25 protein-coding genes, 1 tRNA gene and 1 pseudogene are annotated in these 25,350 nt (G+C 71.0%); 20 read left to right on the forward strand and 7 right to left on the reverse strand.

The window, feature by feature from the left end; all coding sequences use genetic code 11:
- The 8 genes and pseudogenes from FQY64_RS11435 to recO all read left to right on the forward strand — a co-directional run.
- Positions 1 to 377 (forward strand): annotated as a pseudogene (locus tag FQY64_RS11435) (hypothetical protein); the annotation flags it as partial.
- Between the two features lie 89 nt (positions 378 to 466).
- Positions 467 to 1,963, forward strand: coding sequence for a DegQ family serine endoprotease (locus tag FQY64_RS11440; RefSeq protein ID WP_146474402.1), 1,497 nt, complete (start codon positions 467 to 469; stop codon positions 1,961 to 1,963).
- A 100-nt stretch (positions 1,964 to 2,063) separates the two neighbouring features.
- Positions 2,064 to 3,857: a translation elongation factor 4 gene (gene lepA, locus FQY64_RS11445; protein WP_146474403.1), complete on the forward strand. Its 1,794-nt coding sequence runs from the start codon at positions 2,064 to 2,066 to the stop codon at positions 3,855 to 3,857.
- 156 nt (positions 3,858 to 4,013) lie between these two features.
- A complete protein-coding gene (lepB, locus tag FQY64_RS11450; protein WP_146474404.1) occupies positions 4,014 to 4,811 on the forward strand; it encodes a signal peptidase I in 798 nt (265 codons plus the stop codon).
- Between the two features lie 63 nt (positions 4,812 to 4,874).
- Positions 4,875 to 5,252: a DUF4845 domain-containing protein gene (locus FQY64_RS11455; protein WP_146474405.1), complete on the forward strand. Its 378-nt coding sequence runs from the start codon at positions 4,875 to 4,877 to the stop codon at positions 5,250 to 5,252.
- Positions 5,242 to 5,922 (forward strand): ribonuclease III, encoded by a 681-nt coding sequence (rnc, locus tag FQY64_RS11460; RefSeq protein WP_146474406.1) that lies wholly within the window; start codon positions 5,242 to 5,244, stop codon positions 5,920 to 5,922. Before FQY64_RS11455 ends, rnc begins: the two co-directional genes overlap by 11 nt.
- Positions 5,923 to 5,987: 65 nt before the next feature.
- Positions 5,988 to 6,899: a GTPase Era gene (gene era, locus FQY64_RS11465; protein WP_146474407.1), complete on the forward strand. Its 912-nt coding sequence runs from the start codon at positions 5,988 to 5,990 to the stop codon at positions 6,897 to 6,899.
- A 451-nt stretch (positions 6,900 to 7,350) separates the two neighbouring features.
- Positions 7,351 to 8,091 (forward strand): DNA repair protein RecO, encoded by a 741-nt coding sequence (recO, locus tag FQY64_RS11475; RefSeq protein WP_146474409.1) that lies wholly within the window; start codon positions 7,351 to 7,353, stop codon positions 8,089 to 8,091.
- 475 nt (positions 8,092 to 8,566) lie between these two features.
- Here the strand turns inward: recO and FQY64_RS11480 are convergent, their stop codons facing one another.
- Positions 8,567 to 9,274: a response regulator gene (locus FQY64_RS11480; RefSeq protein ID WP_146474410.1), complete on the reverse strand. Its 708-nt coding sequence runs from the start codon at positions 9,272 to 9,274 to the stop codon at positions 8,567 to 8,569.
- Positions 9,275 to 9,315: 41 nt separating this feature from the next.
- On the opposite strand from FQY64_RS11480, the gene FQY64_RS11485 reads away from it, so the two are divergent.
- The 10 genes from FQY64_RS11485 to FQY64_RS11535 all read left to right on the forward strand — a co-directional run bounded on the left by FQY64_RS11485 (position 9,316) and on the right by FQY64_RS11535 (position 19,803).
- Entirely contained in the window at positions 9,316 to 11,316 is a 2,001-nt protein-coding gene (locus FQY64_RS11485; RefSeq protein ID WP_146474411.1) for a translocation/assembly module TamB domain-containing protein, read from the forward strand.
- A gap of 20 nt (positions 11,317 to 11,336) precedes the next feature.
- On the forward strand, positions 11,337 to 11,939 hold the full coding sequence (locus FQY64_RS11490) for a YdbL family probable chaperone protein (protein ID WP_146474412.1): 603 nt from the start codon (positions 11,337 to 11,339) through the stop codon (positions 11,937 to 11,939).
- A 130-nt stretch (positions 11,940 to 12,069) separates the two neighbouring features.
- The gene (gene rlmD / locus FQY64_RS11495; RefSeq protein WP_386112666.1) at positions 12,070 to 13,395 is read left to right on the forward strand and encodes a 23S rRNA (uracil(1939)-C(5))-methyltransferase RlmD; all 1,326 of its coding nucleotides are present in this window, start codon (positions 12,070 to 12,072) and stop codon (positions 13,393 to 13,395) included.
- 150 nt (positions 13,396 to 13,545) lie between these two features.
- Positions 13,546 to 14,064, forward strand: a complete 519-nt coding sequence (locus FQY64_RS11505; RefSeq protein ID WP_146474415.1) for a CYTH domain-containing protein — start codon at positions 13,546 to 13,548, stop codon at positions 14,062 to 14,064.
- Positions 14,065 to 14,221: 157 nt separating this feature from the next.
- Entirely contained in the window at positions 14,222 to 15,217 is a 996-nt protein-coding gene (nagZ, locus tag FQY64_RS11510) for a beta-N-acetylhexosaminidase (RefSeq protein ID WP_146474416.1), read from the forward strand.
- Positions 15,214 to 15,768: a hypoxanthine-guanine phosphoribosyltransferase gene (locus FQY64_RS11515; protein WP_386112950.1), complete on the forward strand. Its 555-nt coding sequence runs from the start codon at positions 15,214 to 15,216 to the stop codon at positions 15,766 to 15,768. The genes nagZ and FQY64_RS11515 overlap by 4 nt, the downstream gene beginning before the upstream one ends.
- A 5-nt stretch (positions 15,769 to 15,773) precedes the next feature.
- Complete coding sequence (locus FQY64_RS11520) at positions 15,774 to 16,529, forward strand: S-methyl-5'-thioinosine phosphorylase (protein WP_146474418.1); 756 nt, start codon at positions 15,774 to 15,776, stop codon at positions 16,527 to 16,529.
- A 121-nt stretch (positions 16,530 to 16,650) separates the two neighbouring features.
- On the forward strand, positions 16,651 to 16,857 hold the full coding sequence (locus tag FQY64_RS11525; protein ID WP_146474419.1) for a cold-shock protein: 207 nt from the start codon (positions 16,651 to 16,653) through the stop codon (positions 16,855 to 16,857).
- 64 nt (positions 16,858 to 16,921) lie between these two features.
- Entirely contained in the window at positions 16,922 to 18,178 is a 1,257-nt protein-coding gene (locus FQY64_RS11530; protein ID WP_146474420.1) for an FAD-dependent oxidoreductase, read from the forward strand.
- On the forward strand, positions 18,175 to 19,803 hold the full coding sequence (locus FQY64_RS11535; protein WP_146474421.1) for an acyl-CoA dehydrogenase family protein: 1,629 nt from the start codon (positions 18,175 to 18,177) through the stop codon (positions 19,801 to 19,803). Before FQY64_RS11530 ends, FQY64_RS11535 begins: the two co-directional genes overlap by 4 nt.
- Before the next feature lie 16 nt (positions 19,804 to 19,819).
- Here FQY64_RS11535 and FQY64_RS11540 read toward each other — a convergent pair whose 3' ends face one another.
- The 4 genes from FQY64_RS11540 to FQY64_RS11555 all read right to left on the reverse strand — a co-directional run bounded on the left by FQY64_RS11540 (position 19,820) and on the right by FQY64_RS11555 (position 23,131).
- Entirely contained in the window at positions 19,820 to 20,488 is a 669-nt protein-coding gene (locus tag FQY64_RS11540; protein ID WP_146474422.1) for a YoaK family protein, read from the reverse strand.
- 4 nt (positions 20,489 to 20,492) lie between these two features.
- Complete coding sequence (locus tag FQY64_RS11545; protein ID WP_146474423.1) at positions 20,493 to 21,890, reverse strand: PhoH family protein; 1,398 nt, start codon at positions 21,888 to 21,890, stop codon at positions 20,493 to 20,495.
- A gap of 112 nt (positions 21,891 to 22,002) precedes the next feature.
- Entirely contained in the window at positions 22,003 to 22,470 is a 468-nt protein-coding gene (locus FQY64_RS11550) for a peroxiredoxin (protein ID WP_146474438.1), read from the reverse strand.
- Between the two features lie 100 nt (positions 22,471 to 22,570).
- Positions 22,571 to 23,131 (reverse strand): glycine cleavage system transcriptional repressor, encoded by a 561-nt coding sequence (locus tag FQY64_RS11555; protein ID WP_229814834.1) that lies wholly within the window; start codon positions 23,129 to 23,131, stop codon positions 22,571 to 22,573.
- A gap of 159 nt (positions 23,132 to 23,290) precedes the next feature.
- Here FQY64_RS11555 and dapA point away from each other — a divergent pair, with 159 nt between their 5' ends.
- Positions 23,291 to 24,196 carry a 4-hydroxy-tetrahydrodipicolinate synthase gene (dapA, locus tag FQY64_RS11560; protein ID WP_146474425.1) on the forward strand — a complete coding sequence of 302 codons (906 nt, stop codon included), beginning with the start codon at positions 23,291 to 23,293 and terminating at the stop codon, positions 24,194 to 24,196.
- Positions 24,197 to 24,213: 17 nt separating this feature from the next.
- The gene (locus tag FQY64_RS11565) at positions 24,214 to 24,726 is read left to right on the forward strand and encodes a hypothetical protein (protein WP_146474426.1); all 513 of its coding nucleotides are present in this window, start codon (positions 24,214 to 24,216) and stop codon (positions 24,724 to 24,726) included.
- 103 nt (positions 24,727 to 24,829) lie between these two features.
- On the opposite strand, the gene fdxA is transcribed toward FQY64_RS11565, so the two are convergent.
- Positions 24,830 to 25,153, reverse strand: coding sequence for a ferredoxin FdxA (fdxA, locus tag FQY64_RS11570; protein ID WP_146474427.1), 324 nt, complete (start codon positions 25,151 to 25,153; stop codon positions 24,830 to 24,832).
- A 115-nt stretch (positions 25,154 to 25,268) separates the two neighbouring features.
- Positions 25,269 to 25,344, reverse strand: a tRNA-Glu gene (locus FQY64_RS11575).
- Between the last annotated feature and the right edge of the window lie 6 nt (positions 25,345 to 25,350).

Below are 25,350 nucleotides of genomic sequence, written 5' to 3' on the forward strand. Positions count from 1 at the left end.
TCGGTCCGGAGACGCCCGTGGGCGCGCCGCGGACGGCGCAGCGCCCCGCCGCGGCGGCAGCGCCGCAGGTGGCGAGCGCGACGTCCGCCGCGCCCTTCGAACGCCGCGCCGCCCCGTCGCGGCGCCGCGGTGCGCAGACCCGCGAGGACGGGAATGCTTCGCTGCTGGCCTCCGCGCCGACGCGTGCGTCGTCGGCGAGCAACCCGTTCAACGCGCCGCCGGTGGAGCCGGCCGCGCGCCCCTGGCCGCGTTCGCGGCTGCCGCTGGCCGGGGAAGGCGCGATGAACGCGCGTTTCGACGAGCCCTCGCCGTTCTATCCGTTCGAGCCGCGTCTGCCCGAGCAGCCGGCCACCGAGCTGCCGGCTCCGCCGTACTGATCCGTTGTGCTCCCCGTTCAGGCGACGCCCGGTTGAACGCCGCGCGCACGCCCCGATTGTTGTCCGAAATCGCTACGAGGCCGATTCCGATGAACCGACCCTCCCGTTCGCTGATCCTCGCCGGCGCGCTCGTACTGGCGCTGCCGGCCGCCTGCACCGCGCAGTCGCCGTCCACGCCGATCGCGCCGCCGCCCGCCGCCACCCCCGCGCCGCCGCTGGTGCAGGGCCTGCCCGACTTCACCCGCCTCGTGGAACGCGTCGGCCCGGCGGTGGTGAACATCCGCGCCGAGATCGCGCCGCGCCGCGCGCGCGGGGCGACGCCGTACGACGACCAGATCCCCGAGATCTTCCGCCGCTTCTTCGGCGACGAGCTGCCGTTCCCGCAGATCCCCGGACCGGGCGCGCGCGGCGGCGTCTCGCTCGGCAGCGGTTTTCTGATTTCCGACGACGGCTACGTGCTCACCAACCACCACGTGGTGGCCGGCGCCGACGAGATCACGGTGCTGATGTCGGACCGCCGCGAGCTGAAGGCGAAGCTGATCGGCAGCGACGAGCAGTACGATGTCGCCCTGCTCAAGGTCGAAGGCAAAGGGCTGCCGTTCCTGCGCGCGGGTAATGCTGGACTGGTGAAACCAGGACAGTGGGTGATCGCGATCGGCTCGCCGTTCGGGCTCGACCATTCGGTCACCGCCGGCATCGTCAGCGCCACCGGCCGCGCCAACCCGTATTCCGGCCAGCAGTACGTGCCGTTCATCCAGACCGACGTCGCCATCAACCGCGGCAACTCCGGCGGCCCGCTGCTCAACACCAGCGGCGAGGTGATCGGCATCAACTCGCAGATCTTCTCCAACTCCGGCGGCTACATGGGCGTGAGCTTCGCGATCCCGATCGACATCGCGATGAACGCCGCCGAGCAGCTCCGCGCCACCGGCCGCGTCAGCCGCGGCCTGCTGGGCGTCAACGTGCAGCCGGTGGGGGCCGACGAGGCCGAGGCGTTCGATCTGCCCGACAGCCGGGGCGCGCTGGTCGCCGATGTCTCGCCGGGCAGCGCGGCCGAGAAGGCCGGCATCCAGCGCGGCGACGTCATCCGCGCGGTCAACGGCCGGCCGGTGAACACCTCCAGCGACCTGCCGCCGCTGATCGGCGCGCAGCGGCCGGGCACGCGCGTCACCGTGACCGTGTTCCGCGACGGCCGCGAGCGCGACATCGCCGTGGTGCTGGACGCGGCCGAGGAGGCCGCTGCCGTGCCGGCGGCCGCGCGCGAAGGCGAGCCGGGCCGCGAGGCGCCGCCCGCCGCCGGCGCCAACCCGCTCGGACTGGTGACGCAGGACCTCACCGCGGCCCAGCGGCAGCAGCTCGGCCTGCGCGCGGGCGAGGGCGTGCGCGTCGTGCGCGTGGGCCCCGCCGCCGCCGAAGCGGGCCTGCGGCCCGGCGACATCGTGCTGGCGGTGGGGCGCCGCTCGGTGGGCAGCGCCGCCGAACTCGAGCGTGCGCTCGCCGACGCCCGCCGCGGCGAGACGGTGATGCTGCTGGTCCGCACCCAGAACGTGACGCGCTACGTCGCCGTGCGCGTGGGCGAGGAGTGAGGCGCGACGCCGCGTCCGCCGGCCGTGCTGCCGGCGGGCGCGGGCGCCTGTGCGATAATCCCGCGTTCCCCTGATCCCGTAAGGCGGCGCGCGCGCCCGCATGCAGCACATCCGCAACTTCTCGATCATCGCCCACGTCGACCACGGCAAGTCGACGCTGGCCGACCGCATCATCCAGATCTGCGGCGGGCTGGAAGAGCGCGAGATGGAAGCCCAGGTGCTCGATTCCAACCCGATCGAGCGCGAGCGCGGCATCACCATCAAGGCGCAGTCGGTCTCGCTGCCGTACAAGGCGCGCGACGGAAAGGTCTACCAGCTCAACTTCATCGATACCCCGGGCCACGTCGACTTCAGCTACGAGGTCAGCCGCTCGCTGGCCGCCTGCGAAGGCGCGCTGCTGGTGGTGGACGCCGCGCAGGGCGTGGAGGCGCAGTCGGTCGCCAACTGCTACACCGCGGTCGAGCAGGGCCTGGAAGTGGTGCCGGTGCTCAACAAGATCGACCTGCCGACGGCCGACATCGACCGCGCCAAGAGCGAGATCGAGGCGGTGATCGGCATCGACGCCACCGACGCGGTCGCGATCAGCGCCAAGACCGGCCTCAACGTGGTCGAGGTGCTGGAGGCGATCGTGCAGCGCATCCCGCCGCCGAAGCCGCGCGACACCGACAAGCTGCAGGCGCTGATCATCGATTCCTGGTTCGACAACTACCTCGGCGTGGTGTCGCTGGTGCGTGTGATGCAGGGCGAGATCAAGCCCGGCGACAAGCTGCTGGTGATGTCCACCGGCCGCACCCACCAGGTCGACCAGGTCGGCGTGTTCACGCCGAAGCGCAAGATCCTCGAGAAGCTCGGCGCCGGCGAGGTGGGCTGGGTGACGGCGTCGATCAAGGACGTGCACGGCGCGCCGGTCGGCGACACGTTCACCCACGCCAACGATCCCGCGCCGAAGCCGCTGCCCGGCTTCCAGGAAATGCAGCCGCGCGTGTTCGCCGGCCTGTTCCCGGTCGATGCCGAGGACTATCCGGCGCTGCGCGAGGCGCTGGAGAAGCTGCGCCTCAACGACGCCGCGCTGCGCTTCGAGCCGGAAAGCTCCGAGGCGATGGGCTTCGGCTTCCGCTGCGGCTTCCTCGGCATGCTGCACATGGAGATCGTGCAGGAGCGCCTGGAGCGCGAGTACGACCTCAACCTCATCACCACCGCGCCGACCGTGGTGTACGAGGTCGAGAAGACCGACGGCACCGTGGTGAAGCTCGACAACCCGGCCAAGCTGCCGCCGGTGAACCAGATCGAGGAGATCCGCGAGCCGATCATCCGCGCCAACATCCTCACGCCCGAGGACTACATCGGCAACATCATCAAGCTGTGCGAGGAGAAGCGCGGCTCGCAGATCGGCATCACCTACATGGGCAGCCAGGTGCAGATCAGCTACGAGCTGCCGATGGCGGAAGTGGTGCTGGACTTCTTCGACCGGCTGAAGTCGGTGAGCCGCGGCTACGCGTCGCTGGACTACCACTTCCTGCGCTTCCAGGCCGGCCCGTTCGTGCGCGTGGACACGCTGATCAACGGCGACAAGGTCGATGCGCTGTCGATCATCTGCCACCGCTCGCACGCCGACCGCCGCGGCCGCGAGCTGTGCGAGAAGATGAAGGACCTGATTCCGCGGCAGATGTTCGACGTCGCGATCCAGGCCGCGATCGGCTCGCAGATCATCGCCCGCAGTACGGTCAAGGCGCTGCGCAAGAACGTGCTCGCCAAGTGCTACGGCGGCGACGTCACGCGCAAGAAGAAGCTGCTGGAGAAGCAGAAGGAAGGCAAGAAGCGGATGAAGCAGGTCGGCCGCGTCGAGATTCCGCAGGAAGCCTTCCTCGCGGTGCTGTCGGTGGACAACAAATAAGACATTCGGGAATGGGGAATCGGGAATGGCTCCAGGCGCGGTGATTCGCGCAGGGGCGCACCTGCGTCTACCATTCCCGGGTTCTCCGGCGGGCGGTAGCCGGATGGCTTGCCCGACGATTCCCGATTCCCCATTCCCGATTCCCGGATACGACGCATGCGCTGGTTCGAAATCGCCCTCGTCAGCCTGACCCTGTTCACCGGTGCGGTCTGGCTGCTCGACAAGCTGTTCCTCGCCAGGCGGCGTGCGGCGCACGCGGACCGGATCGATGTGGAGGCCAAGGAGCCGGCGATCGTCGACTACTCCAAGGCGTTCTTTCCGGTGCTGGCGGTGGTGCTGATCCTGCGCAGCTTCGTCGCCGAGCCGTTCCGGATCCCGTCCAATTCGATGATGCCGACGCTGCTCACCGGCGACTTCATCCTGGTCAACAAGTTCACCTACGGCCTGCGCCTGCCGATCACCAACCGCAAGTTGGTGGACATCGGCGCACCGGAGCGCGGCGACGTGGTGGTGTTCCGTCCACCGCAGCATCCGGACCAGGACTGGATCAAGCGCGTGGTGGGGTTGCCGGGAGACCGCATCGAGTTCGTCGACAACCAGCTCATCGTCAACGGCAAGCCGGTCGAGTACCTGCCGGTCGGCACCTACACCGGCGTCGGCAAGGGTGCGGAGATGACCGGCGCCACCGAGCTGGTCGAGAAACTGCCCGGTCGCGAGCACCGGGTGCTGGAGACGCCCGACATCGTCGGCTTCGGCCAGAGCGTGTGGGAGGTGCCCGCCGGGCACTACTTCGTGATGGGCGACAACCGCGACCGCAGCGACGACAGCCGCTTCTGGGGCTTCCTGCCGGAGAAGAACATCCGCGGCCGGGCGTTCCTCATCTGGCTGAACTGTGAAGGCTGGTTCTGTTCCGGCGCCTTCGACACCTCCCGGATCGGAACCCGCATCCCGTAAGCTGCACGGGGGCGCCGCGGGGTGCGGCGCCGGGGACGGTATCGCTAACGGGGAGCAACGACGATGAAGCGCGCGCAGAAGGGCATCACCCTGGTCGGGTTCATCATGGTGCTGGCGGTGGTGGGCGTGTTCGCCTACATGGGCATGAAGGTCGTGCCGATGTATCTGGAGTTCTTCGCGGTGAAGGACGCCGCCAACGGCGTGGCCAAGGAATCCGGCATCACCGAGATGGACGCGAGCAAGGTCGAGGACCTGTTCTTCCGCCGGCTGGACGTGAGCTACGCCGACAGCGTCAAGCGGGACAACGTCAAGGTCGTGCGCAAGGACGCCGGCTACGTGATGACGATCGAGTACGAGGTGCGCAAGCCGCTGATCGCCAATCTCGACGTCGTCGGCCGGTTCGACCTCACCCAAGAGATCAAGCGGGGCGGTGGCGACTGACCGGCTCGGCCACCGGTTCGCGGCGCCTGCGCTGCTCGCGCAGGCGCTGACGCATCGCAGCGCCGGTTCGCCGCACAACGAGCGTCTGGAATTCCTCGGCGATGCGCTGGTCAACCTGATCGTCGCCGAGGCGTTGTACCAGCGCTGGCCGCAGGCCGACGAAGGCGCACTGACGCGCGCGCGCGCCGAGCTGGTGCGCGAATCGTCGCTGGCCGCGATCGCGCGCCGTCTGGCGCTCGGCGAGCGGCTCACGCTCGGGCCCGGCGAAATGAAGTCCGGCGGCCATCGCCGCGATTCCATCCTGGCCGATGCGCTCGAGGCGGTGATCGGCGCGATCTACCTCGATGCCGGCTTCGAGACCTGCCGCGCGGTCGCGCTGCCGTGGTTCGCCGAGGCGCTGGAGGCGCTGCCGCCGCCGCACAAGGTCGGCAAGGACGCCAAGACGCGGCTGCAGGAGTGGCTGCAGGCGCGCGGCCTGCCGCTGCCGGTGTACGCGCTGCTGTCGGAGAGCGGCGAGGAGCACGCCAAGGTGTTCCGGGTGTCGTGCGCGCTGACGCAACCGGAACTGGCGACCGAAGGCGAGGGCACCTCGCGCCGGTCCGCCGAGCAGGTCGCCGCGGAGGCCGCATTGAGCCGCCTGCGCGAGGAGCAGGGCGCGCAGGCGCCGTGAGTCGGCGCGGCGCCGTCGAGGCGCCGTGCATTGCCCCGCCACGCCCGCGCCCGGACAATCCGCGCATGAGCGAAACCCCCTCCTATCGCGCCGGCCACGTGGCCGTCATCGGCCGTCCGAACGTCGGCAAGTCCACGTTGATCAACGCGCTGGTCGGCGCCAAGGTCAGCATCGTCTCGCCGCGCCCGCAGACCACCCGGCACCGGCTGCTCGGCATCGCGACGTTTCCGGACGGGCAACTGGTGCTGGTCGACACGCCCGGCATCCACCGCGATTTCGGCAAGGCGAGCGCGACCGCCATGCACCGCTTCATGAACCGCGCGGCGCGCGGCGCCCTGGAGGGCGTGGACGCGGCGCTGCTGGTGGTGCAGGCCGGACGCTGGGACGACGCCGACGCGCTCGCCTACGACACGCTGGCGAAGGCCGGCCTGCCGGTGGTGCTGGTGGTCAACCAGGTCGATCGCGTGAAGGACAAGGCGGCGCTGTTGCCCTATCTGGCGGAGGTGGCGCAAGGCCGCGAGTTCGCCGCCGTGCATCCGGTGTCCGCGCTCAAGCGCAAGGGGCTGGAGGCGCTGGTGAAGGACGTGCTGGCGCTGCTTCCCGAGCAGGAGGCGCTGTATCCGGAGGACGAGATCACCGACAGGAGCCAGCGCTTCCTCGCCGCCGAACTGGTGCGCGAGCAGTTGATGCGCCAGCTCGGCGACGAACTGCCGTACGCGACCACGGTGGAGATCGAGCGCTTCGAGCAGGAAGGCCGGCTGGCGCGCATCGGCGCGGTGATCTGGGTCGAGCGCGACGGCCAGAAGGCGATCGTGATCGGCAAGGGCGGCGAGCGCCTGCGCGAGATCGGCAGCAAGGCGCGCGTGCAGATGGAACGCCTGTTCGGTTGCAAGGTGTTCCTCGAGACCTGGGTGCGCGTGCGCGAGGGCTGGAGCGACGATGAGGCGGCGTTGCGGGCGTTCGGGTATACGGAGTGAAGCGCCGGGAGTCGGGGGTCGGGAATCGGGAATCGGGAATCGGGAACTGGGAACGGGGAACGGGGAACGGGGAATCGGGAATCGGGAATCGGGAATCAGGAATCGATCCTGTGGCGGGCCGGACGCTGTGTGGCATTGCGCAAGGGGGATCGGGGACGATCGCCGATTCCCCATTCCCCATTCCCCATTCCCCTTTCCTCATTCCCCATTCCCCATTCCCCGTTCCCCGTTCCCCATTCCCCGTTCCCCATTCCCCATTCCCCATTCCCCATTCCCCATTCCCCATTCCCCATTCCCCATTCCCCATTCCCGATTCCCGATTCCCGATTCCCGATTCCCGATTCCCGATTCCCGATTCCCGATTCCCGATTCCCGATTCCCGATTCCCGATTCCCCATTCCCGATTCCCGATTCCCGATTCCCCGTTCCCCGTTCCCCGTTCCCCTGACACATGCGCTACACCGCCCAACCCGCCTTCGTGCTGCATGCGCGCCCATGGCGGGAGACCAGCCTGCTGGTCGAGGTGCTGAGCCTGGAGCACGGACGGCTGGGGCTGGTGGCGCGCGGGGTGCAGGGGCCGAAGCGGCACGCGCTGCGCGCGGCGTTGCAGCCGCTTCAGCACATCCGCTTCGATGCCGTGCAACGCGGTGAGCTGGCGACGCTGACCGCGGCGGAGGCGCTGGATGCGGCGCCGCGGCTGGCGGGCGAGGCGGCGCTCGCCGGCTTCTATCTCAACGAGCTGACCCTGCGTCTGGCGCCTCGCCACGACCCGGTGCCCGACCTGTTCGCCGCGTATGCGCGCGCCCGCGTGCGCCTGGCCAGCGACGAGGCGCTGGCGTGGACGCTGCGTCGCTTCGAGCGCGATCTGCTGGAGGCCATCGGCGTCGGCTTCGACTGGGCGCACGACGCCGACGGCCGGCCGATCGATCCGGCCGCGCGCTACCGTCTCGATCCCGAGCACGGCCCGCGCCGGCTGCTCAGCGATCGCGGCCACGACGAACGCAGCCAGGCCGCCACCGGTCGCGCGCTGCTTGCGCTCGGCGAAGACCGCTCGCCCGACGCCGACGACCTCGCCAGCCTGCGCCTCGCGCTGCGCGCGCTGCTGGCGCACTACCTCGGTCCGCGCGGGTTGAAGTCGTGGGAGATGCTGGGCGAACTGTCGCGGGTGATGCGGGACGCGGGCGGGGCGTAGGGGCCCTTCCGAATCTGCGGGACGGTGCAGGCTGGCTCGTCCGTTGCTTCGTGCATGCGCAACACAATGGGCCCCGGCCTTCGCCGGGGCGACGGTGGGCGTTGGCTGCGACGCACACGGCGCGGGGCGTTCTGGCGCTCCGTGCCGGTGCGGAAGGCGGGCCGCGGCGTAAGCGGCGCGTGCCGATCAAGTGAGGCGATCCCGTCATCCCGGTGAAGGCCACTGCTGTCCGGAATCCAGCCGCCCTTCGTGCTCGTCATCCCCGCGCAAGCGGGGATCCATGGACGTCACGCAAGCCGCAGCCAACGTCGATGGATTCCCGCTTACGCAGGAACGACGAAAGCAGGCCTCCGGGCGATCAGTGGGCCACGCCGCGCGAACAGGTCGCCATGCGCGCCAACTCCGCTCTCCGTCGTTGCTGCGCAGGCTCGGACAGCCGTGGGCGAAAGCCGGGATCCATTCTCGACGTGCTGCCTCAGCCGTGATCCGGCACCGGTGTGAACGCCGCCAGTGTCTCCTCCACCGCGTCGAGAAACGTGCGCAGCGCCGAGGGATCATCCGGCGCCGCATGCAACGCCGCCACCGCATGCTCCAGCCGGGCCGCGCCGACGAAGCCGCAGCTCGCGCGCAGGCGGTGCAGCAGGCCGCGCAGGCGCTCGCCGTCGCCGGTGCGCACCGCCGCCTCGACCTCGGCGCGCACGCCGGGCAGCTCGGCGTGGAACAGACCGCGCAAGGCCGACACATGCCGCGCGCCGCCGAGCGCGCGTTCGGCCCGGGCGTCGTCCCAGAGCGGCACGCCCGCGCCCGTCGCTCCCGGCAGATGCCGGCGCACCGCCGCCTGCAGCGCGTCGGCCGACAGCGGCTTGACCAGCACTTCGGCGAATCCGGCGGCGATCAGGGCCTCGGCCACGGACCGCTCGCGTGCGGCCGTGTGGGCCAGGGCGACCACGCCGGGGCGTCGCGCGCGCATGGCGGAGAGCGCGGCGATGCCGTCGCCGTCGGGCAGGTGGGCGTCCACCAGCCAGAGGTCGAACGCCGCGGCGTCCAGCGCCCGCAGCGCCGCCGCGCCGTCGCCGGCGAGGACCACCTGCGCCGGCAGCGCGCGCAGCGCCTCGCCCAGGAACGCGGCGCTCACCGCATCGTCCTCGACCAGCAGCAGGCGGGGGTGATCGGGTGACGTCATGTCGTGCCTCTCCTCGGTATGCTGGGCCGATGTGCGAAGCGATGGTACGTCGTTGGCTGGCGGTCGCGGCGGTGGGCATGGCGCTCGCGGCGCCGGCGCAGGCGCGCACGCTGACCGCGCGGGTCCAGCGCGTGACCACGCCGGTGGCGACGCTGCAGGACGTGCGCGTCGCGCTCGAATGGCCGGCGCAGGCCGATGCCGGTGCGCTGCGCCTGCAGGCCGCGCGGCTGGACGCGCCCGATCTCGGCTATCGCCTGTCCGCGCTCGACTGGCGCTGCACGCTCACGCGCGTGGAGCGCGGCTGGCGCTGCGAGGGGCCGGTGCGCTCGCGCCAGGGACAGGCGCGGCTGATGCTGTTCTTCGACGAGGCCCGCACGCAGGCCACGCTCGCGCGCGGAGCGACCCGCATCGCCCTCGATCGCAACGCCGCCGTGCCGGACCTCACCCGGATCGATCTGACCGCGGTGCCGCTGACGTGGGCGCAGGCGCTGCTCGCGCAGGCCTGGGACGACGGCCGGCTGGGCGCGGGCGCATTCGATGCGCGCCTGCAGGTGCTCGCGCCCGCCCGCGGGCCGCTGCGCGTGCGCGGTCCGCTCACGCTGCGCGGCAGCGCGTTCGACACGCCCGACGGTACGGTCGCGGGCCAGAACCTCGTGGCGCGGCTGGATCTGGATCTCGCCTTCGACGCACAGGACACCGCGCGCGTGGCCGGCACCCTGCAAGGCGGCGAGCTGCTGTTCGGCAACGCCTACCTCGCGCCGCAAGGGCCGGTGCGCGTGGAAGTGCAGGCCGAGGGACGCGACGGGACGTGGCGCGTGCCGCGTTTCCTCTGGCGGCAGGACGGGGTGCTCGCCGCGCAGGGCAGCGGCGCGTTCGATGCGACCGGCACCCTGCGCGATCTGACGCTCGAGGCCCGCAGCGGCGATCTCGCCGCGCTGCAGGCGGGCTACCTGTCCGGCTGGCTCGGCATCGCCGGCCTCGGCGAGCTGCGATCGCGCGGCGCGCTCGATCTCGCGTTGCGGCTGCGCGACGGCGTGCTCGAATCGGCCGAGGCCCGGGTGCACGCGGCCACATTGGACGACCCGAAAGGACGCTTCGCATTCGATCGCCTGGACGGGCGCATCGCCTACTCCGCGCACGCGCCGGTGGACAGCGCGTTGCGATGGCAGGGCGGCCGGCTCTACGGGCTGGGCTTCGGCGCGGCCGAACTGCCGCTGCGGTCCGGCGACGGCGTGCTGCGTCTGCGCGAACCGGTGCGCCTGCCGATGCTCGGCGGACGCGTCGGATTCGACAGTTTCGAGCTGCGCCCGCCGCAGCGCGGGCAGGGGCTGGATGTCCGCTTCGGGCTGTCGCTCGACGGCCTCGAGGTGGCGGAGCTGTCGAAGACGCTCGGCTGGCCCGCGTTCGGCGGCGAACTCAGCGGCCGCATTCCGCGGGCGCACTACGCCAACGACCGGCTCGACTTCGATGGCGGCCTGACGATGGCGGTGTTCGACGGCCGCGTGCGCGTGACGTCGCTCGCGATGGAGCGCCCGTTCGGCACCGCGCCGACCCTGTCGGCCGACATCGAACTGGACGGCCTCGACCTGCACGCGCTGACGGGCGTGTTCGACTTCGGCAGCATCACCGGTCGTCTCGACGGCCGCATCGCCGGATTGCGCCTGGTCGACTGGACGCCGGTGGCGTTCGACGCGCGGCTCGCCACCCGGCGCGTGCCCGGCGTGAAGCAGCGCATCAGCCAGCGCGCGGTGCAGAGCATCTCCAGCGTCGGCGACGCGTCGCTGGTCACGACCCTGCAGGGGCAGTTGATCCAGCTCTTCGACGACTTCGGCTATCGCCGCATCGGCCTGTCGTGCCGGCTGGTCGACGAGGTCTGCGAAATGGACGGGCTGGGTTCAGCCGGAGCGGGCTTTATCATCGTCGAAGGCGCGGGCGTTCCGCGGCTGACGGTGATCGGCTTCAACCGGCGCGTGGATTGGCCCACGCTGGTCGAACGCCTGGCCGCCGTGGGGCAGGGCGACGTGTCGCCGGTGGTCGAATGATTTCCAGACGGAGAATCTCCATGCATCGATGGCTTGCTCTTCCGGTGTTCGCGGCGGTGCTCACCGCCTGCGTCACCATCAACGTCTACTTCCCGGCGGCCGAAGCGCGGGAAGCCGCGCGCGAGTTCGTCGAGAAGGTGATCACCGAGGACAACGGCACCGCGCCGGCGCCGCAGCAGGACAAGCCGGGCGGTCCGAGCGCCACGCTGCAGCCGGCCGGTTTCGATTGGCTGGCGCTGGTCGGCATCGGCAGCGCGCACGCGCAGACACCCGACTTCAACATCCGCACGCCGGCGATCCAGGCGATCCAGTCGCGCATGGAGGCCCGCTTCGACAGCCAGCTTCGCGCCGCGTTCGACGCCGGTGCGCTCGGCTTCGCGCGCGACGGCACGATCGTGGTGCGCGATGCGGCGAAGCTCGACCTGAAGGACCGCGTCGCCGTCAACCAGGCCGTTGCCGAGGACAACCGCGACCGCAAGGCGCTGTACCGCGAGGTCGCCGTCGCCAATGGCCACCCCGAATGGGAGAACCAGGTGCGCGACGTCTTCGCCCGCCAGTGGATCGCCAGCGCGCGCGCAGGCTGGTGGTACCAGGACGCCGGCGGCGCGTGGAAGCAGAAGTGAGCGACATGGGGTTCGGGCGGTCGTAAACCCGGGCTTCGCGCCCCGTACAATCTGCTTCCGGCAAGGAGCCCGCGCCGACACGCGCGGGCTTCTGCTTTGTACGAATCCCCAATCCCGAATTCCGTCCCCCGTGGCCCGCCTCGACCTCGCCCCGCTCGAACTCGACATCACCGACCTCACCCACGACGGCCGCGGCGTCGCGCGGCGGCCGGACGGGCCGGGGGCGGGCAAGACCGTGTTCGTGAGCGGCGCCTTGCCGGGCGAGCGCGTGCGCGCGGTGCAGACCGGCCGCCATCGCAGCTTCGACGAGGCGCGGACGGTCGAGGTGCTGCAGGCGGCGCCGGAACGCGTCGCCCCGCGCTGCGCGCACTTCGGCGCCTGCGGCGGCTGCGCGCTGCAGCACTACGCGGAAGACCGGCAGATCCTTGCCAAGCAGCGTGTGCTGCTGGAGAACCTCGAGCGCATCGGCCACGTGCGCCCCGAAACCGTGCTGGAGCCGCTGACGGACGCAGCCTGGGGCTACCGGCGCAAGGGCCGCTTCTCGGTGCGGCGCGTCGAGAAGAAGGACAGGACGCTGGTGGGTTTCCGCGAGAACGATCCGCGCTTCGTCGCCGACCTGAGCGAGTGCCACACCGTGATCCCGCGGGTGGGCGCGCTGATTCCGGCGCTGTCGGCGCTGATCGACGGGCTGCAGACGCGGCGCGAGATCCCGCAGGTGGAGTTCATCGCCGGCGACGACACCGTCGCGCTCACGTTCCGCCACCTCGTGCCGCTGCCCGATGCCGACCGCGCCGCGCTGCTGGCGTTCGCGCAGGCGCACGACGTCGCCGTGTTCCTGCAGCCCGGCGGCGTGGACAGCGTGCATCCGCTGTGGCCGGCCGAGCCGAAGCTGGCGTTCCGGCTGAAGGCGTGGGACATCGAACTGAAGTTCCGGCCGCTCGACTTCATCCAGGTCAACGCCGGCCTCAACGAGCGCATGATCGCCCGCGCGCTCGAGCTGCTGGAACCGCAACCGGACGAACGCGTGCTCGATCTGTTCGCGGGGCTCGGCAACTTCACCCTGCCGCTGGCGCGGCATGCGCGCGAAGTGGTCGGCGTCGAAGGCGATGCGGGGCTGGTGCAGCGCGCCCGCGAGAACGCGGCGCACAACGGCATCGGCAACGCGCAATTCCATGCGGCCGATCTGGCCACCGATCTGCGCAACGAGCCGTGGATGCGCGAAGGATTCGACAAGCTGCTGCTCGACCCGCCGCGTTCCGGCGCCGACGTCGTGCTGGCGCAGCTCCCGCTGAAGCAGTTCCGCCGCATCGTCTACGTGAGCTGTCATCCGGCCTCGCTGGCGCGCGATGCGGGCTATCTCGTCAACGATAAAAAATGGCGCCTGCGCGCGGCCGGGGTGATGGACATGTTCCCGCACACCGCGCACGTGGAGTCGATCGCGGTGTTCGAGCGGTAAGGCCCGGATTGGGGATTCGGGATTGGGGATGCGCGGTGCGACCTGCCGGGGCATCGAGCCGACGGAACCCTCGATTCAACCGAGTCACAAGTCCCCGATCTCCGATTCCCGATTCCCGATTCCCGATTCCCGATTCCCGCCCCCCTTCCCATGCCCCTCGAAATCGAACGCAAGTTCCTCGTCACCGGCGACGGCTGGCGCGCGGCCGCGCACAAGGTCGTGCCGATGGCGCAGGGCTATCTCAATGACCTGGCCGTGCTCGATCGCGGGGAAATGAACGTGTCCGTGCGCGTGCGCATCGCCGGCGACGCCGCGTTCCTGAACCTCAAGTCGCGCGAGCTGGGGCACACCCGGCAGGAGTTCGACTACCCGATCCCGGTCGCCGATGCGCAGGCGCTGCTGGCGCTGTGCGTCGGCGGGCGGGTCGAGAAGCGCCGCCACTACGTCGCGCATGGCGACTGGACGTGGGAGGTCGACGAGTTCCTCGGCGACAACGCCGGCCTCGTGGTGGCCGAAATCGAGCTGCCCGCCGCCGATGCCGCCTTCGACACGCCCGACTGGCTCGGCGCCGAAGTCACGCACCTCAAGCGCTACTACAACCTCGCGCTGGCCGAGCGGCCGTACCGCGACTGGAGCGCCGAAGAGCGCGCCGCAACGGACGCGGCCTGACCCCGCTCCTGCATATGGCGAGAGGGGGCTGTGCACGGTAGAGGCAACCCGGTCGTCGGGGTGAGAGGGGCGCGCCTTGGGCGACCGGCCGCGACCGCCTACGCAACCTTCCACCGTCTGCGCGACAATCGCCGTCTTTCCGACGGAGTTTTCGCCCATGCTCGTGATCGGCCTGGCCGGCACCGAACTCGATGCGCGCGAGCGCGAATGGCTGCAGCACCCGGCGTGCGGCGGCGTGATCCTGTTCGCCCGCAACTTCGCGTCGAAGCAGCAGGTCACCGAGCTGTGCGCGGCGATCCGCGAAGCCGCGCCGCGCCCGCAGTTGATCTGCGTCGATCAGGAAGGCGGGCGCGTGCAGCGCTTCCGCGAGGGCTTCAGCGCGCTGCCGCCGCTGGAGAAGTTCGGGAAGCGCTACGCCGATGACCGCGAGGCCGCGCTCAAGCTGGCCGAGGAGCACGCCTGGCTGATGGCGAGCGAAGTGCGCGCCACCGGCGTGGACCTGAGCTTCGCCCCGGTCGTGGACCTCGGTCGCGGCAACCTCGCCATCGGCGACCGCGCGTTCGACGGCGATCCGCAGGTCGTCGCCGACTTCGCCCGCGCCTACGTGCGCGGCATGCACGCCGCCGGCATGGCCGCGACGCTCAAGCACTTCCCGGGCCACGGTTCGGTACGCGAGGACACGCATTACGACACCGCGGTCGATCCACGCCCGCTGGACGAGATCCGCGCGCACGACCTGATTCCGTTCGTGGCCGGCATCGAGGCCAAGGCCGACGCGGTGATGATGGCGCACGTCGTCTATCCGGCGGTGGACGAAGCGCCGGCCGGCTACTCGAAGCGCTGGATCGAGGAGATCCTGCGCGGCGAGCTGGGTTTCCGAGGTGTCGTGTTCAGCGACGACATCGGCATGGCGGCGGCGTTCTCCGCGGGCGGGGTGAAGGCGCGCATCGACGCGCATTACGACGCCGGCTGCGATTCGGTGCTGGTCTGCCATCCGGACCTGGTCGAGGAATCGCTGGAGGCGGTGCGCGACCGCCGCTTCGACACGATGGCGCTCGCCGGCCTGATCGGCCGCGGTCCGATGGGCTGGGACGCGCTGCTGGCCGATGCGCGCTACGCCGACACGCGCGGCCGCATCGAGGGGATCGCCTGATGCGGACCGATCTCGCCTGGGCGCTCGCCAACAGCGACCTGATCCACGACCGCGCCACCCTCGAGCGCGCGATCGCGCGCATGGCCGCGCGCATCCGCAACGACCACGCCGGCAGCGTGCCGCTGATGCTGACGGTGATGCACGGCGGCATGCCGTTCGCGGCGCGACTGGCGATGGAACTGGGCGCGCACCGCTTCGACGTCGAGTTCGACTACCTGCACGCCACCCGCTACCGCGGCCGGACGCATGGCGGCGAGCTGGTCTGGAAGGCGCGTCCCACCACGCCGTTGCGCGGCCGCCGCGTGCTGCTGGTGGACGACATCGTCGACGAAGGGCACACGCTCGATGCGATCGTGCGCTGGTGCCGGGCACAGGGTGCGGCGGACGTGCGTATCGCCGCGCTGTCAGTCAAGGCGCACGGCCGCTGCGTGCCGGGCGTGTGCGCCGATTACGTCGGCGTCGAGGTGCCGGACCGCTACGTGTTCGGCTACGGCATGGATTTCCACGGCCAGGGCCGCAACCTGCCGGCGATCTACGCGCTGAAGGAGTGACGACGATGGCGCCGCGCCTCGACCTGGCCGTGATCGGCGGCACCGGGCTGTACCGCCTCGCCGAGCTGCAGGACGTCGAAACCCAGCAGCCCGACACGCGTTTCGGCGCGCCGAGCGGCCCGGTGCGGATCGGCACGCTGCACGGCCGCCGCGTCGCGTTCCTCGCGCGCCACGGCGAAGGGCATTCGATCCCGCCGCACCGGATCAACTACCGCGCGAACCTCGCCGCGCTGCAGGCGCTCGGCGCCCGCCGCGTGCTCGCGCTCAACACCGTCGGCGGCATCACCGAACGTTTCGGCCCGCGCGTGCTGGCCTGCCCGGACCAGTTGATCGACTACACCTGGGGGCGCGTCTCGACCCTCTGCGAAGAGCCGGGCACCGAGGTCGTCCACATCGATTTCGGCGAGCCCTACGACCGCGCGTTGCGCCGCGAACTGCTGGCCGCCGCGGCGAAGGCCGGCGTGCCGGTGGTGGACGGCGGCTGCTACGGCGCCACCCAGGGGCCGCGGCTGGAAACGCGCGCCGAGATCGCGCGCCTTCGCCGCGACGGCTGCGACCTGGTCGGCATGACCGGGATGCCCGAGGCCGCGCTCGCGCGCGAGCTGGGGCTGGAATACGCCTGTCTGGCGATCGTCGCCAACTGGGCCGCCGGCGCCGGGCCGGACCCGGACGAGGTCATCACCCTGCAGGACGTGCTCGACAACGTGACCGCCGCCACCGCCACGCTGCCGGGCCTGCTGGCCGCGCTGCTGACGCCCTGACCGTTCGTCCGGAAATCCGCGACGGCGCGTTGTGCTGCGCCAGCGGCCGTGTTCATACTCGGGCCGCGCCAGGGCGAACCCGCCGGCGCGCGACAACGCACAGCATGAGGTCACGAAGGATATGCAGTACGGCACTGTGAAGTGGTTCAACGACGCGAAGGGATTCGGATTCATCGCGCCGGAAGACGGGAGCGCCGACGTGTTCGTGCACTACAGCGCGATCAACGCCAAGGGGTTCCGCACCTTGAAGGAAGGTCAGCGCGTCAGCTACGAGGTCACCCAGGGCCCGAAGGGCGCCCAGGCGACCGGCGTCACCGTGGCGGCCTGATCGCCAACGACGACTCTCAAGGCCCCGCTCCGGCGGGGCCTTTTCTTTGCATGGGAGGAACCCGATGGCGGAACACGTCGCCATCGTCGGCTACGGGACGGCCGGCCAGGCCGCCGCGGTGCTGCTGTCGCACGACGGGCATCGTGTCGAGGTGTTCGAACGCGCGCCGCAACCGGGCCCGGTCGGGGCCGGCTTCCTGCTGCAGCCGACCGGCCTGCACGTGCTGTGGACGATGGGGTTGCTGGACGATGCGCTCGTCCACGGCGCTCGCATCGAGCGGCTGTACGGCGAGACCACCGCCGGTCGGGCGGTGATGGACATGCGCTACCGCGAGCTGGAACCGCGCCTGTTCGGGCTCGGCATGCAGCGCGGCGCACTGTTCGAGCTGCTCGATGCGGCCTGGACGACGTCGCGCGTACTTCACGCGGGCGTGGAAGTCACGCACATCGATGCGGAACGCGGATGGCTGCGCGGCGCGGACGGTCGCAGCCACGGTCCGTTCGACCGCATCGTGGTCGCCAGCGGCGCGGCATCGGCGCTGCGCCGTCAGGTGGCCGAACCCGCGCTCGACCGGCCCTATCCGTGGGGTGCGCAATGGTGCCTGGTGCCGCAGGGCGACTGGCGGTGGCCGGACGAACTGCGCCAGCGCTATCTGCGCGCGCGACGCATGGCCGGATTGCTGCCGGTCGGCACGCGGCCGGGCGATCCGGTGCCGCGCCTCGGCTTCTTCTGGAGTCTGCCGGTGGCCGCGCTCGACGCGCCGGCGGACGCCGCGCGTTGGCGCGCGGACGTGGCGGCGGTGTGGCCGGAGGCGCTCGAGCGGCTGCACGGCATCGACGCCCCCGCCCAGCTCGCCGCGGCGCGGTACCGCGACTGCGTGATGCGGACCTGGCACCGCGGCCGCGCGATCGTGATCGGCGACGCCGCGCACGCGATGAGCCCGCAGCTCGGGCAGGGCGTGAACATGGCGCTGCTGGATGCCGTCGGCCTGCGCGACGCGCTGCGGGCGGCTCCGGACGAGGCGCTCGCCCGCTTCGTGGCGCGCCGCCGCCGGCATCTGCTCACCTACCATCGCTGGAGCCGCTGGCTGACCCCGCTGTTCCAGTCCGATCACGACTGGGCCGCCGCCTGCCGCGACCGGCTCATGCACCCGCTCTCGCGCCTTCCCGGCGGCCGCGGCGAGATGCTGCGCGTGCTGACCGGCACCCGCGTCGGCGCCCTCGGCACCCTCGAGCTGCCGGACGCGTTTCTCGAGGCTCTGCACGCCGCCGCACCCGCGCGCGATACAGTCGCCGCGATGCCGGCGGAGAAGCGCGCATGAGTCACGAGCCGACGCACGAGGTCGCCAACCAGCCGCCCGAGTTCGCGCCGCGCGATCTGTGGGCCGACGACGCGGCGCTGCGCGAGGGCATCGCGCGTGGGGGCGCGGCGGCGTTCGCGCCGAGGCTGGAGGAGTACGGCCGCCTCGCCGGCGATGAGCTGTACGCGCTGGGCTGGGACGCCCACCGCGACCGGCCGCGCCTGCGCACGCACGACCGCTTCGGCCGCCGCATCGACGTGGTCGAGTTCCACCCCCACTACCACGCGCTCATGCGCACCGCGATCGCGCACGGCGTCGCGGGCCTCTCGTGGGCGGACCCGCAGCCCGGTGCGCACGTCGCGCGTGCCGCGCTGAGCTATCTGCATCATCAGGTCGAACCGGGCACGAGCTGTCCGCTGACGATGACCCATGCGGCGGTGCCGGTGCTGCGCCGGGAGCCGGCGCTGCGCGAATGGGCCGACAAGGCCATCGCGCCCGCCTACGACCCGCGCGATGCGCCGATCGCGGACAAGCCCGGCGTCACCGTGGGCATGGGCATGACCGAGAAGCAGGGCGGCAGCGACGTGCGCGCCAACACCACGCGCGCGGTCGCGCTGCAGGCGGAGGGCGAGTACCTGCTGACCGGGCACAAGTGGTTCTTCTCCGCGCCGATGTCGGACGGCTTCCTGGTGCTGGCGCAGGCCGCCGGCGGCCTGACCTGCTTCCTCATGCCGCGCTGGCGCCCGGACGGCACCCGTAACGCGTTCCGGCTGATGCGGCTGAAGGACAAGGTCGGCGACTGGTCGAACGCCTCGTCCGAAGTGGAGTTCGACGGCGCGTGGGCGTACCGCATCGGCGAGGAAGGCCGCGGCGTGCCGACCATCATCGAGATGGTGATGCTCACCCGCCTGGATTGCATGGCCGGCGCCGCGGCGGAGATGCGCATGGCGCTGGCGCAGGCGATCCACCACGCGCGCCACCGCGCCGCCTTCGGCAAGCGCCTGATCGCGCACGCGCTGATGCGCAACGTGCTGGCGGATCTGGCGATCGAGTCCGAAGCCGCCACCGCGCTGATGCTGCGCGTGGCAGGCGCGGTCGATCGCGCCCCGCACGACCCTGACGAGGCCGCGTTCGCGCGCATCGCGGTCGCGATCGGCAAGTACTGGCTGTGCCGACGCGCGCCGGCGTTCGTCAACGAGGCGCAGGAGTGTCTGGGCGGAGCGGGCTACATCGAAGAATCGATGCTGGCGCGGCTGTACCGGCAGGCGCCGCTCAATTCGATCTGGGAAGGCAGCGGCAACATCCAGTGCCTGGACGTGCTGCGGGCGTTGGCGAAGGAACCCGCAGCCGGCGCGGCCGTGGCGTCGGAGCTGCGCGCGGCGAGCGGGCTGCATCCCGCGCTCGACGGCGAAGCGCGCGCGCTGTCGGCCCTGCTGGAGGGCGGCGCGATCGAGGAGACCCGCGCGCGCTACGTCGTCGAACGCACCGCGCTCGCCTTGCAGGCCGCGTTGCTGCTGCGCGCGCACAGCCCCGTCGCCGGGACGTTCTGCCGCACCCGGCTGCAGGGCGAGCATGGCCTCGCGATGGGGACCTTGCCCGCCGACGCGCCGTTCGATGCGCTGATCGCGCGCGCGTTGCCGGATTAGCGCCCCGACGCGGCATTCAACCGGAGTTCGCCGGCATCGCGCGGTAGGCCACGTAACCTGCGCCGACCGCGCCGGTCAGCGCGGCCGGGACGTACAGGGCGCCGTATCCGAACCTCGCGAACAGCCAGGCCCCGCATACGCCGCCGGCGAAGAAGAAGCCGATGATGAGCAGCGAGAGCATCAGGCGCAGCCGCTGCACCGGCAGGCCGCGAAGGCGGTGGCCGAGCATCACGCCGAGATCGGTGAACATGCCGCTGACGTGACTGGTGCGCACGACCGCGCCGCTGTAGGTGGTGGCCATCGCGTTCTGCAGGCCCATCGCCGCGGCCGCTAGCATCGGGCCGGCGAGATGGTGCGCCCGGAACAACGGCACCGCGAGCGCCAGCAACGCCGCCTCGATGGCCAGCGCGACGCCGTAACGCCGCCCCAGCCGCAATGTGCTGTCCTGGATGATGAGCCCGCTGGCCACCGCGCCGACGACGAAGCCGGCCACCATCAGCAGCAGGTGCGCCGCCTGCGCGCGCTCGCCCTGCGCGACCGCCGCGCCGAGCAGCGTGGTCGTTCCCGTGAGATGGGTGATGGCCTGCTTCTGGAAGCCCAGGAAGCCGACCGCATTCACGGTGCCGGCCACGCCGGCCAGCGCGGCCGCGCCCACCCAGACCCAGCGCGGCAGCCGCTCCGGCATCCGGCTACAGCACCTCGGAGGCGAAATCGGCCAGTCGCGAGCGCTCGCCGCGGCGCAGGGTGACGTGCGCGCTGTGCTGCCAGCTCTTGAACCGGTCCACCGCGTAGGTCATGCCCGACGTGGTCTCGGTGAGGTAGGGCGTGTCGATCTGCTCGACGTTGCCCAGGCAGACGATCTTGGTGCCGGGGCCGGCGCGCGTGATCAGCGTTTTCATCTGCTTGGGCGTCAGGTTCTGCGCCTCGTCCAGGATCAGCCAGCGGTTGAGGAAGGTGCGCCCGCGCATGAAGTTCATCGAGCGGATCTTGATGCGTGCGGCGAGCAGGTCGTTGGTCGCCGCGCGGCCCCAGCTTCCGCCGTCCTGGTTGTGCGTCAGCACCTCGAGGTTGTCGGTGAGCGCGCCCATCCACGGCGTCATCTTTTCCTCCTCGGTGCCGGGCAGGAAGCCGATGTCCTCGCCGACGCTGACCGTGGCGCGGGTCATGATGATCTCGCGGTAGCGCTGCTGGTCCATCGTCTGCGCCAGCCCCGCCGCCAGCGCCAGCAGCGTCTTGCCGGAACCGGCGGTGCCGAGCAGGGTGACGAAGTCGATGTCCGGGTCCATCAGCGCGTTGAGCGCGAAGTTCTGCTCGCGGTTGCGCGCGGTGATCCCCCACACCGCATGCTGCTGGTGGCGGTAGTCGTCGACGATCTGCAGCACGACGCGCTCGTCCTGCAGCCGCGCGACCTTCATCTCCGACTCCTCGTCGCCGGGCAGGAACAGGAACTGATTGGGATACCAGTCGTCGCCGTCCTTGCGCCGGATCTCGTAGAACGTCCGCCCCTTCTCGGTCCAGGACTTGAGCTCTTTGCCGTAGCGCTGCCAGAAGTCCGCCGGCAGCTCGGTGGCGCCGGTGTAGAGCAGGCTGAAATCGTCGAGCGCGCGGTCGTTCTCGTAGTCCTCCGACACGATGCCCGCGATCGCCGCCTTGATCCGCAGGTTGATGTCCTTGGAGACCAGCACCACCGGCGTGGCTGGCTCGTGCTCCTGCAGCGCGAGCACCGCGCCGAGGATCTGGTTGTCGGGAATCACCGCGCCGAAGCGGCGGCCGATGTCGACCGGCTCGGTCTGGAAACGCAGGCAGCCGACGCTGGCGGGGGCGCGCAGCTGCAGGCCCTGCGGGTGGTTGAGCGGAATGCCGGTGGCGATCCTGGTGGTGCCGACGCTCTGGATCAGCTCGTTGAGAAAGCGGCTGACCTGGCGCGCGTTGCGCGAGGCTTCCGAGGTGCCCTTCTTGTTGTTGTCGAGCTCCTCCAGCACCTGCATCGGCAGGTAGACGTCGTGCTCCTCGAACTTGAACAGCGCCGTCGGGTCGTGCATCAGCACGTTGGTGTCGAGCACGTAGATGCGCTTGCTTCGGGTCATTCCGGGCTCTCGTGGCGGTGGTCGTGAAGGGAACGCGCGCCGGCGCGCGCGCAGGGCAGCGCCGCCGTGGCCTGCGGGGCAGGACGGCGCGGCGCTTGGAAGGGCGAGGGGATCACTGCGAGCGGGCCGCCTTCAGCGTCTCGTACACGGCCTCGGCGTGGCCGGGCACCTTGACCGGGCGCCAGACGTGGGCGATGCGGCCTTCCGGATCGATCAGGAACGTGCTGCGCTCGATGCCGACCACCTTGCGGCCGTACATCGTCTTCTCGCGGATGACGTCGAACGCGTTGCACAGCGCCTCGTCGGCGTCGCTGACCAGGTCGAACGCGAAGCCCTGCTTGGCGCAGAAGTTCTGGTGCGACTTGATGGAATCGCGCGAGACGCCCAGCACCTCGGCGCCGAGGCGGCGGAACTTCGGCAGCAAGGCGTTGAAGTCCAGCCCTTCGGTGGTGCAGCCGGGCGTGCTGTCCTTCGGATAGAAGTAGAGCACCAGCCACTTGCCGCGATAGTCGGCCAGGCGTGCCGTCGTTCCGCTGGAGAGCGCCAGCGGCAGGTCGGGAACGGCGTCGCCTTCGCGCAGCCCGGCGCCGGAACGGGCCGGGCCGGCCTTCGGGGCCTCCGCCGGTCCGGCTTCGGTGTCGGTGCGCTTCTTCAAATCCCGGATCTCCAATCCGCGAGCCTCAGAACTTCATCGGATCCATGATCGCGTCGAGGTTCAGGTGGTCGCAGAACTCCAGGAAGTCGTCGCGCAGCGCGGCGATGTGCATCGTCGACGGCACGCCGATGGTGATCTGCGCCGAGAACATCTCCGCGCCGGTCTGCATCGCGCGGTACCGCGTCGACTGCAGGTTCTCGATGGTGATGCCCTGGCGGTCGAAGAAATCCGCCAACTGGAACAGGATGCCGGGCTTGTCGGCCGCCACCACCTCGACCACGTACGGCAGCAGGTTCGACTGCTGCGGCTTCGGGCCGGTGCGGTACCAGACCAGCTTGAGGCCTTCCTCGCGCTCCAGGCGCGACAGCATGGCCTCGAGCTTGGCCACCGAATCCCACGAACCGACCGCGAGCGCGGTCACCGACACGTCGCGCCCCACGGTCGACAGCCGCGCATCGACCAGGTTGCAGCCGCTGTCGGCGATGCGCCGCGTCACCGGCAGCAGCGGCGACTCCGGATGCGTCGTGTAGGCGTTGATCAGGAGGTGGTTTTCGTTCGGCGACGGCCGGGCGGAGGTGTCGGTCAAGGCGGCGTCTGCGAGGAAACGAAAGGGATGAACGGGAGTCCGCACGCAGCGGAAAGAGCGCGGTCAGCATACTTGCCCGTGCTTTCGCGCCGCAAGTAACATCGCCCGGCGCGCCTCGGTGCGCCTTTCACCGCCATTTCACGCCGAAGGCAGCCTCCCTTGCGACTCACCGGCAGCATCACCGCGCTCGCCACGCCGTTCGACGCCGCGGGCGAACTCGACCTCGACGCCTGGCGCCGCCTGCTGCAGATGCAGATCGAAGGCGGCACGCAGGCGGTGGTCGTCGCAGGTTCCACCGGCGAAGCCGCCGCGCTGTTCGACGCCGAGTACGACACGCTGCTGCGGATCGCGGTCGAGGAGATCGCCGGCCGCATTCCCGTGCTCGCCGGCACCGGGCTGTCGAACACCACCAAGACCATCGAGCTGACGCGGCGCGCCGCGCTGCTCGGCGCCGATGCCGCACTGGTGGTCACGCCGCCGTACGTGCGGCCGACGCAGGCCGGCCTGATCGCGCACTACCGCGCGATCGCCGACGACGGCGCGCTGCCGGTCGTGCTCTACAACGTGCCCGGCCGCACCGGCGGCGATCTGCTGCCGGAGACGGTGGCCGAGCTGGTCGACCACCCGCGCATCGTCGCCATCAAGGAAGCGCGCAGCGAGCCGGAACGGATGGAGGCGCTGCTGCGGCTGAAGTCCGAGTCCTTCGCCGTGCTCAGCGGCGACGACCCGACCGCCTGCCGCGCGATGCTGGCCGGCGCCGACGGCGTGATCTCGGTGGCGTCGAACGTCATCCCGGGCGCGTTCCGCCGGCTGTGCGATCTGGCGCGCGGCGGCGAGCGCGCCGGCGCCGAGACGTGGAATGCGCGGCTGATGCCGCTGTTCGACTTCCTCGGCGTGGAACCCAACCCGATCCCGGTCAAGGCGGTGCTGCAGCGCATGGGTGTCGGCCACGGCCTGCGCCTGCCGCTGCTGCCGCTGTCGGCCGTGCACCAGGACTCCGCCGCGCGCATGACCGCGCTGGCGATCGAGCTCGAAACCGAACGCCGCGACGCGCTCGTGGCCTGACCGACAGGAGAAACCGAATGCGTCCGAACTTCCCGCTGTACCGCGCCGTGCCGCTGCTGCTGGTGGTGGCGGTCGCCGCCGCTTCCGGCTGCCGCTGGTTCCGCAAGGACGATGCCTATGCGCAGAGCCCGGAGAGCCGGCCGCTCGAGGTGCCGCCCGATCTGGACATGCCGCGCACCGAAGGCGCGATGACGCTGCCGCCGGCGGGCACCACCGCGATCAACGCCGGCGCCGCGCAGCCGGCGGCGACGTCCGCGGCGGTCGGTTTCAACCTCACCGGCACGCGCGAGGACGCGTTCGCGAAGGTGGGCGAAGCGCTCGACGGCATCGAGGGCGTGACGGTGGCCAGCCGCGCGCCGCTGCTCGGCGCCTACGACGTCAGCTACGGCGGCGCCAACTTCCTCGTCCGCGTCTCGGCCACCGACACCGGCGTGTTCGTCTCGGCGGTGGACCCGCGCGGCCTGCCGGCCGCCGGCGAGGCGCCCGCGAAGCTGATCGGCATGCTCAAGCAGGCGCTCGGCGGGCAGTGAGCCGCGCGCCGCGCTGGGCCTGAAAGCACGGAAGGCGCCGCGAGGCGCCTTCGTCGTTGCAGGAGGAGGGCAGGCGGGGCCTGCGGCGCCGCGCTCCTGCGCGTCAGCGTTCCAGCAGGTCGAGCTTGCCCGGCTTGCCTTCCCACTCCTTGGCGTCCGGCAACGGGTCCTTGCGCGTGGTGATGACCGGCCACGCCTTCGACAGCTCGGCGTTGAGCTGCACGAACAGTTCCTGGCCGGCCGGCACGTCGTCGGCCGGGTAGATCGCGTTGATCGGGCACTCCGGCTCGCACAGCGTGCAGTCGATGCACTCGTCGGGGTCGATCACCAGGAAATTCGGCCCTTCGTGGAAGCAGTCGACCGGGCACACCTCGACGCAGTCGGTGTACTTGCACTTGATGCAGTTCTCGGTGACGACGAAGGGCATGGCGACGGTCCGACGAAAAGCGAGCGCACGATTCTAGCCGGGCGCGATCGCAGCCGCGGCTTGCGGTCTCGGCCGCAAAGAAGAAAGCCCGCAACGTGTGCGGGCTCTCCGGAGATGGCGCTCCCTACGGGATTCGAACCCGTGTTTTAGCCTTGAGAGGGCCACGTCCTAGGCCTCTAGACGAAGGGAGCGGGGTC

This window comes from Vulcaniibacterium thermophilum (assembly GCF_007923255.1).
GTDB classification, from domain to species: domain Bacteria; phylum Pseudomonadota; class Gammaproteobacteria; order Xanthomonadales; family Xanthomonadaceae; genus Lysobacter_F; species Lysobacter_F thermophilum.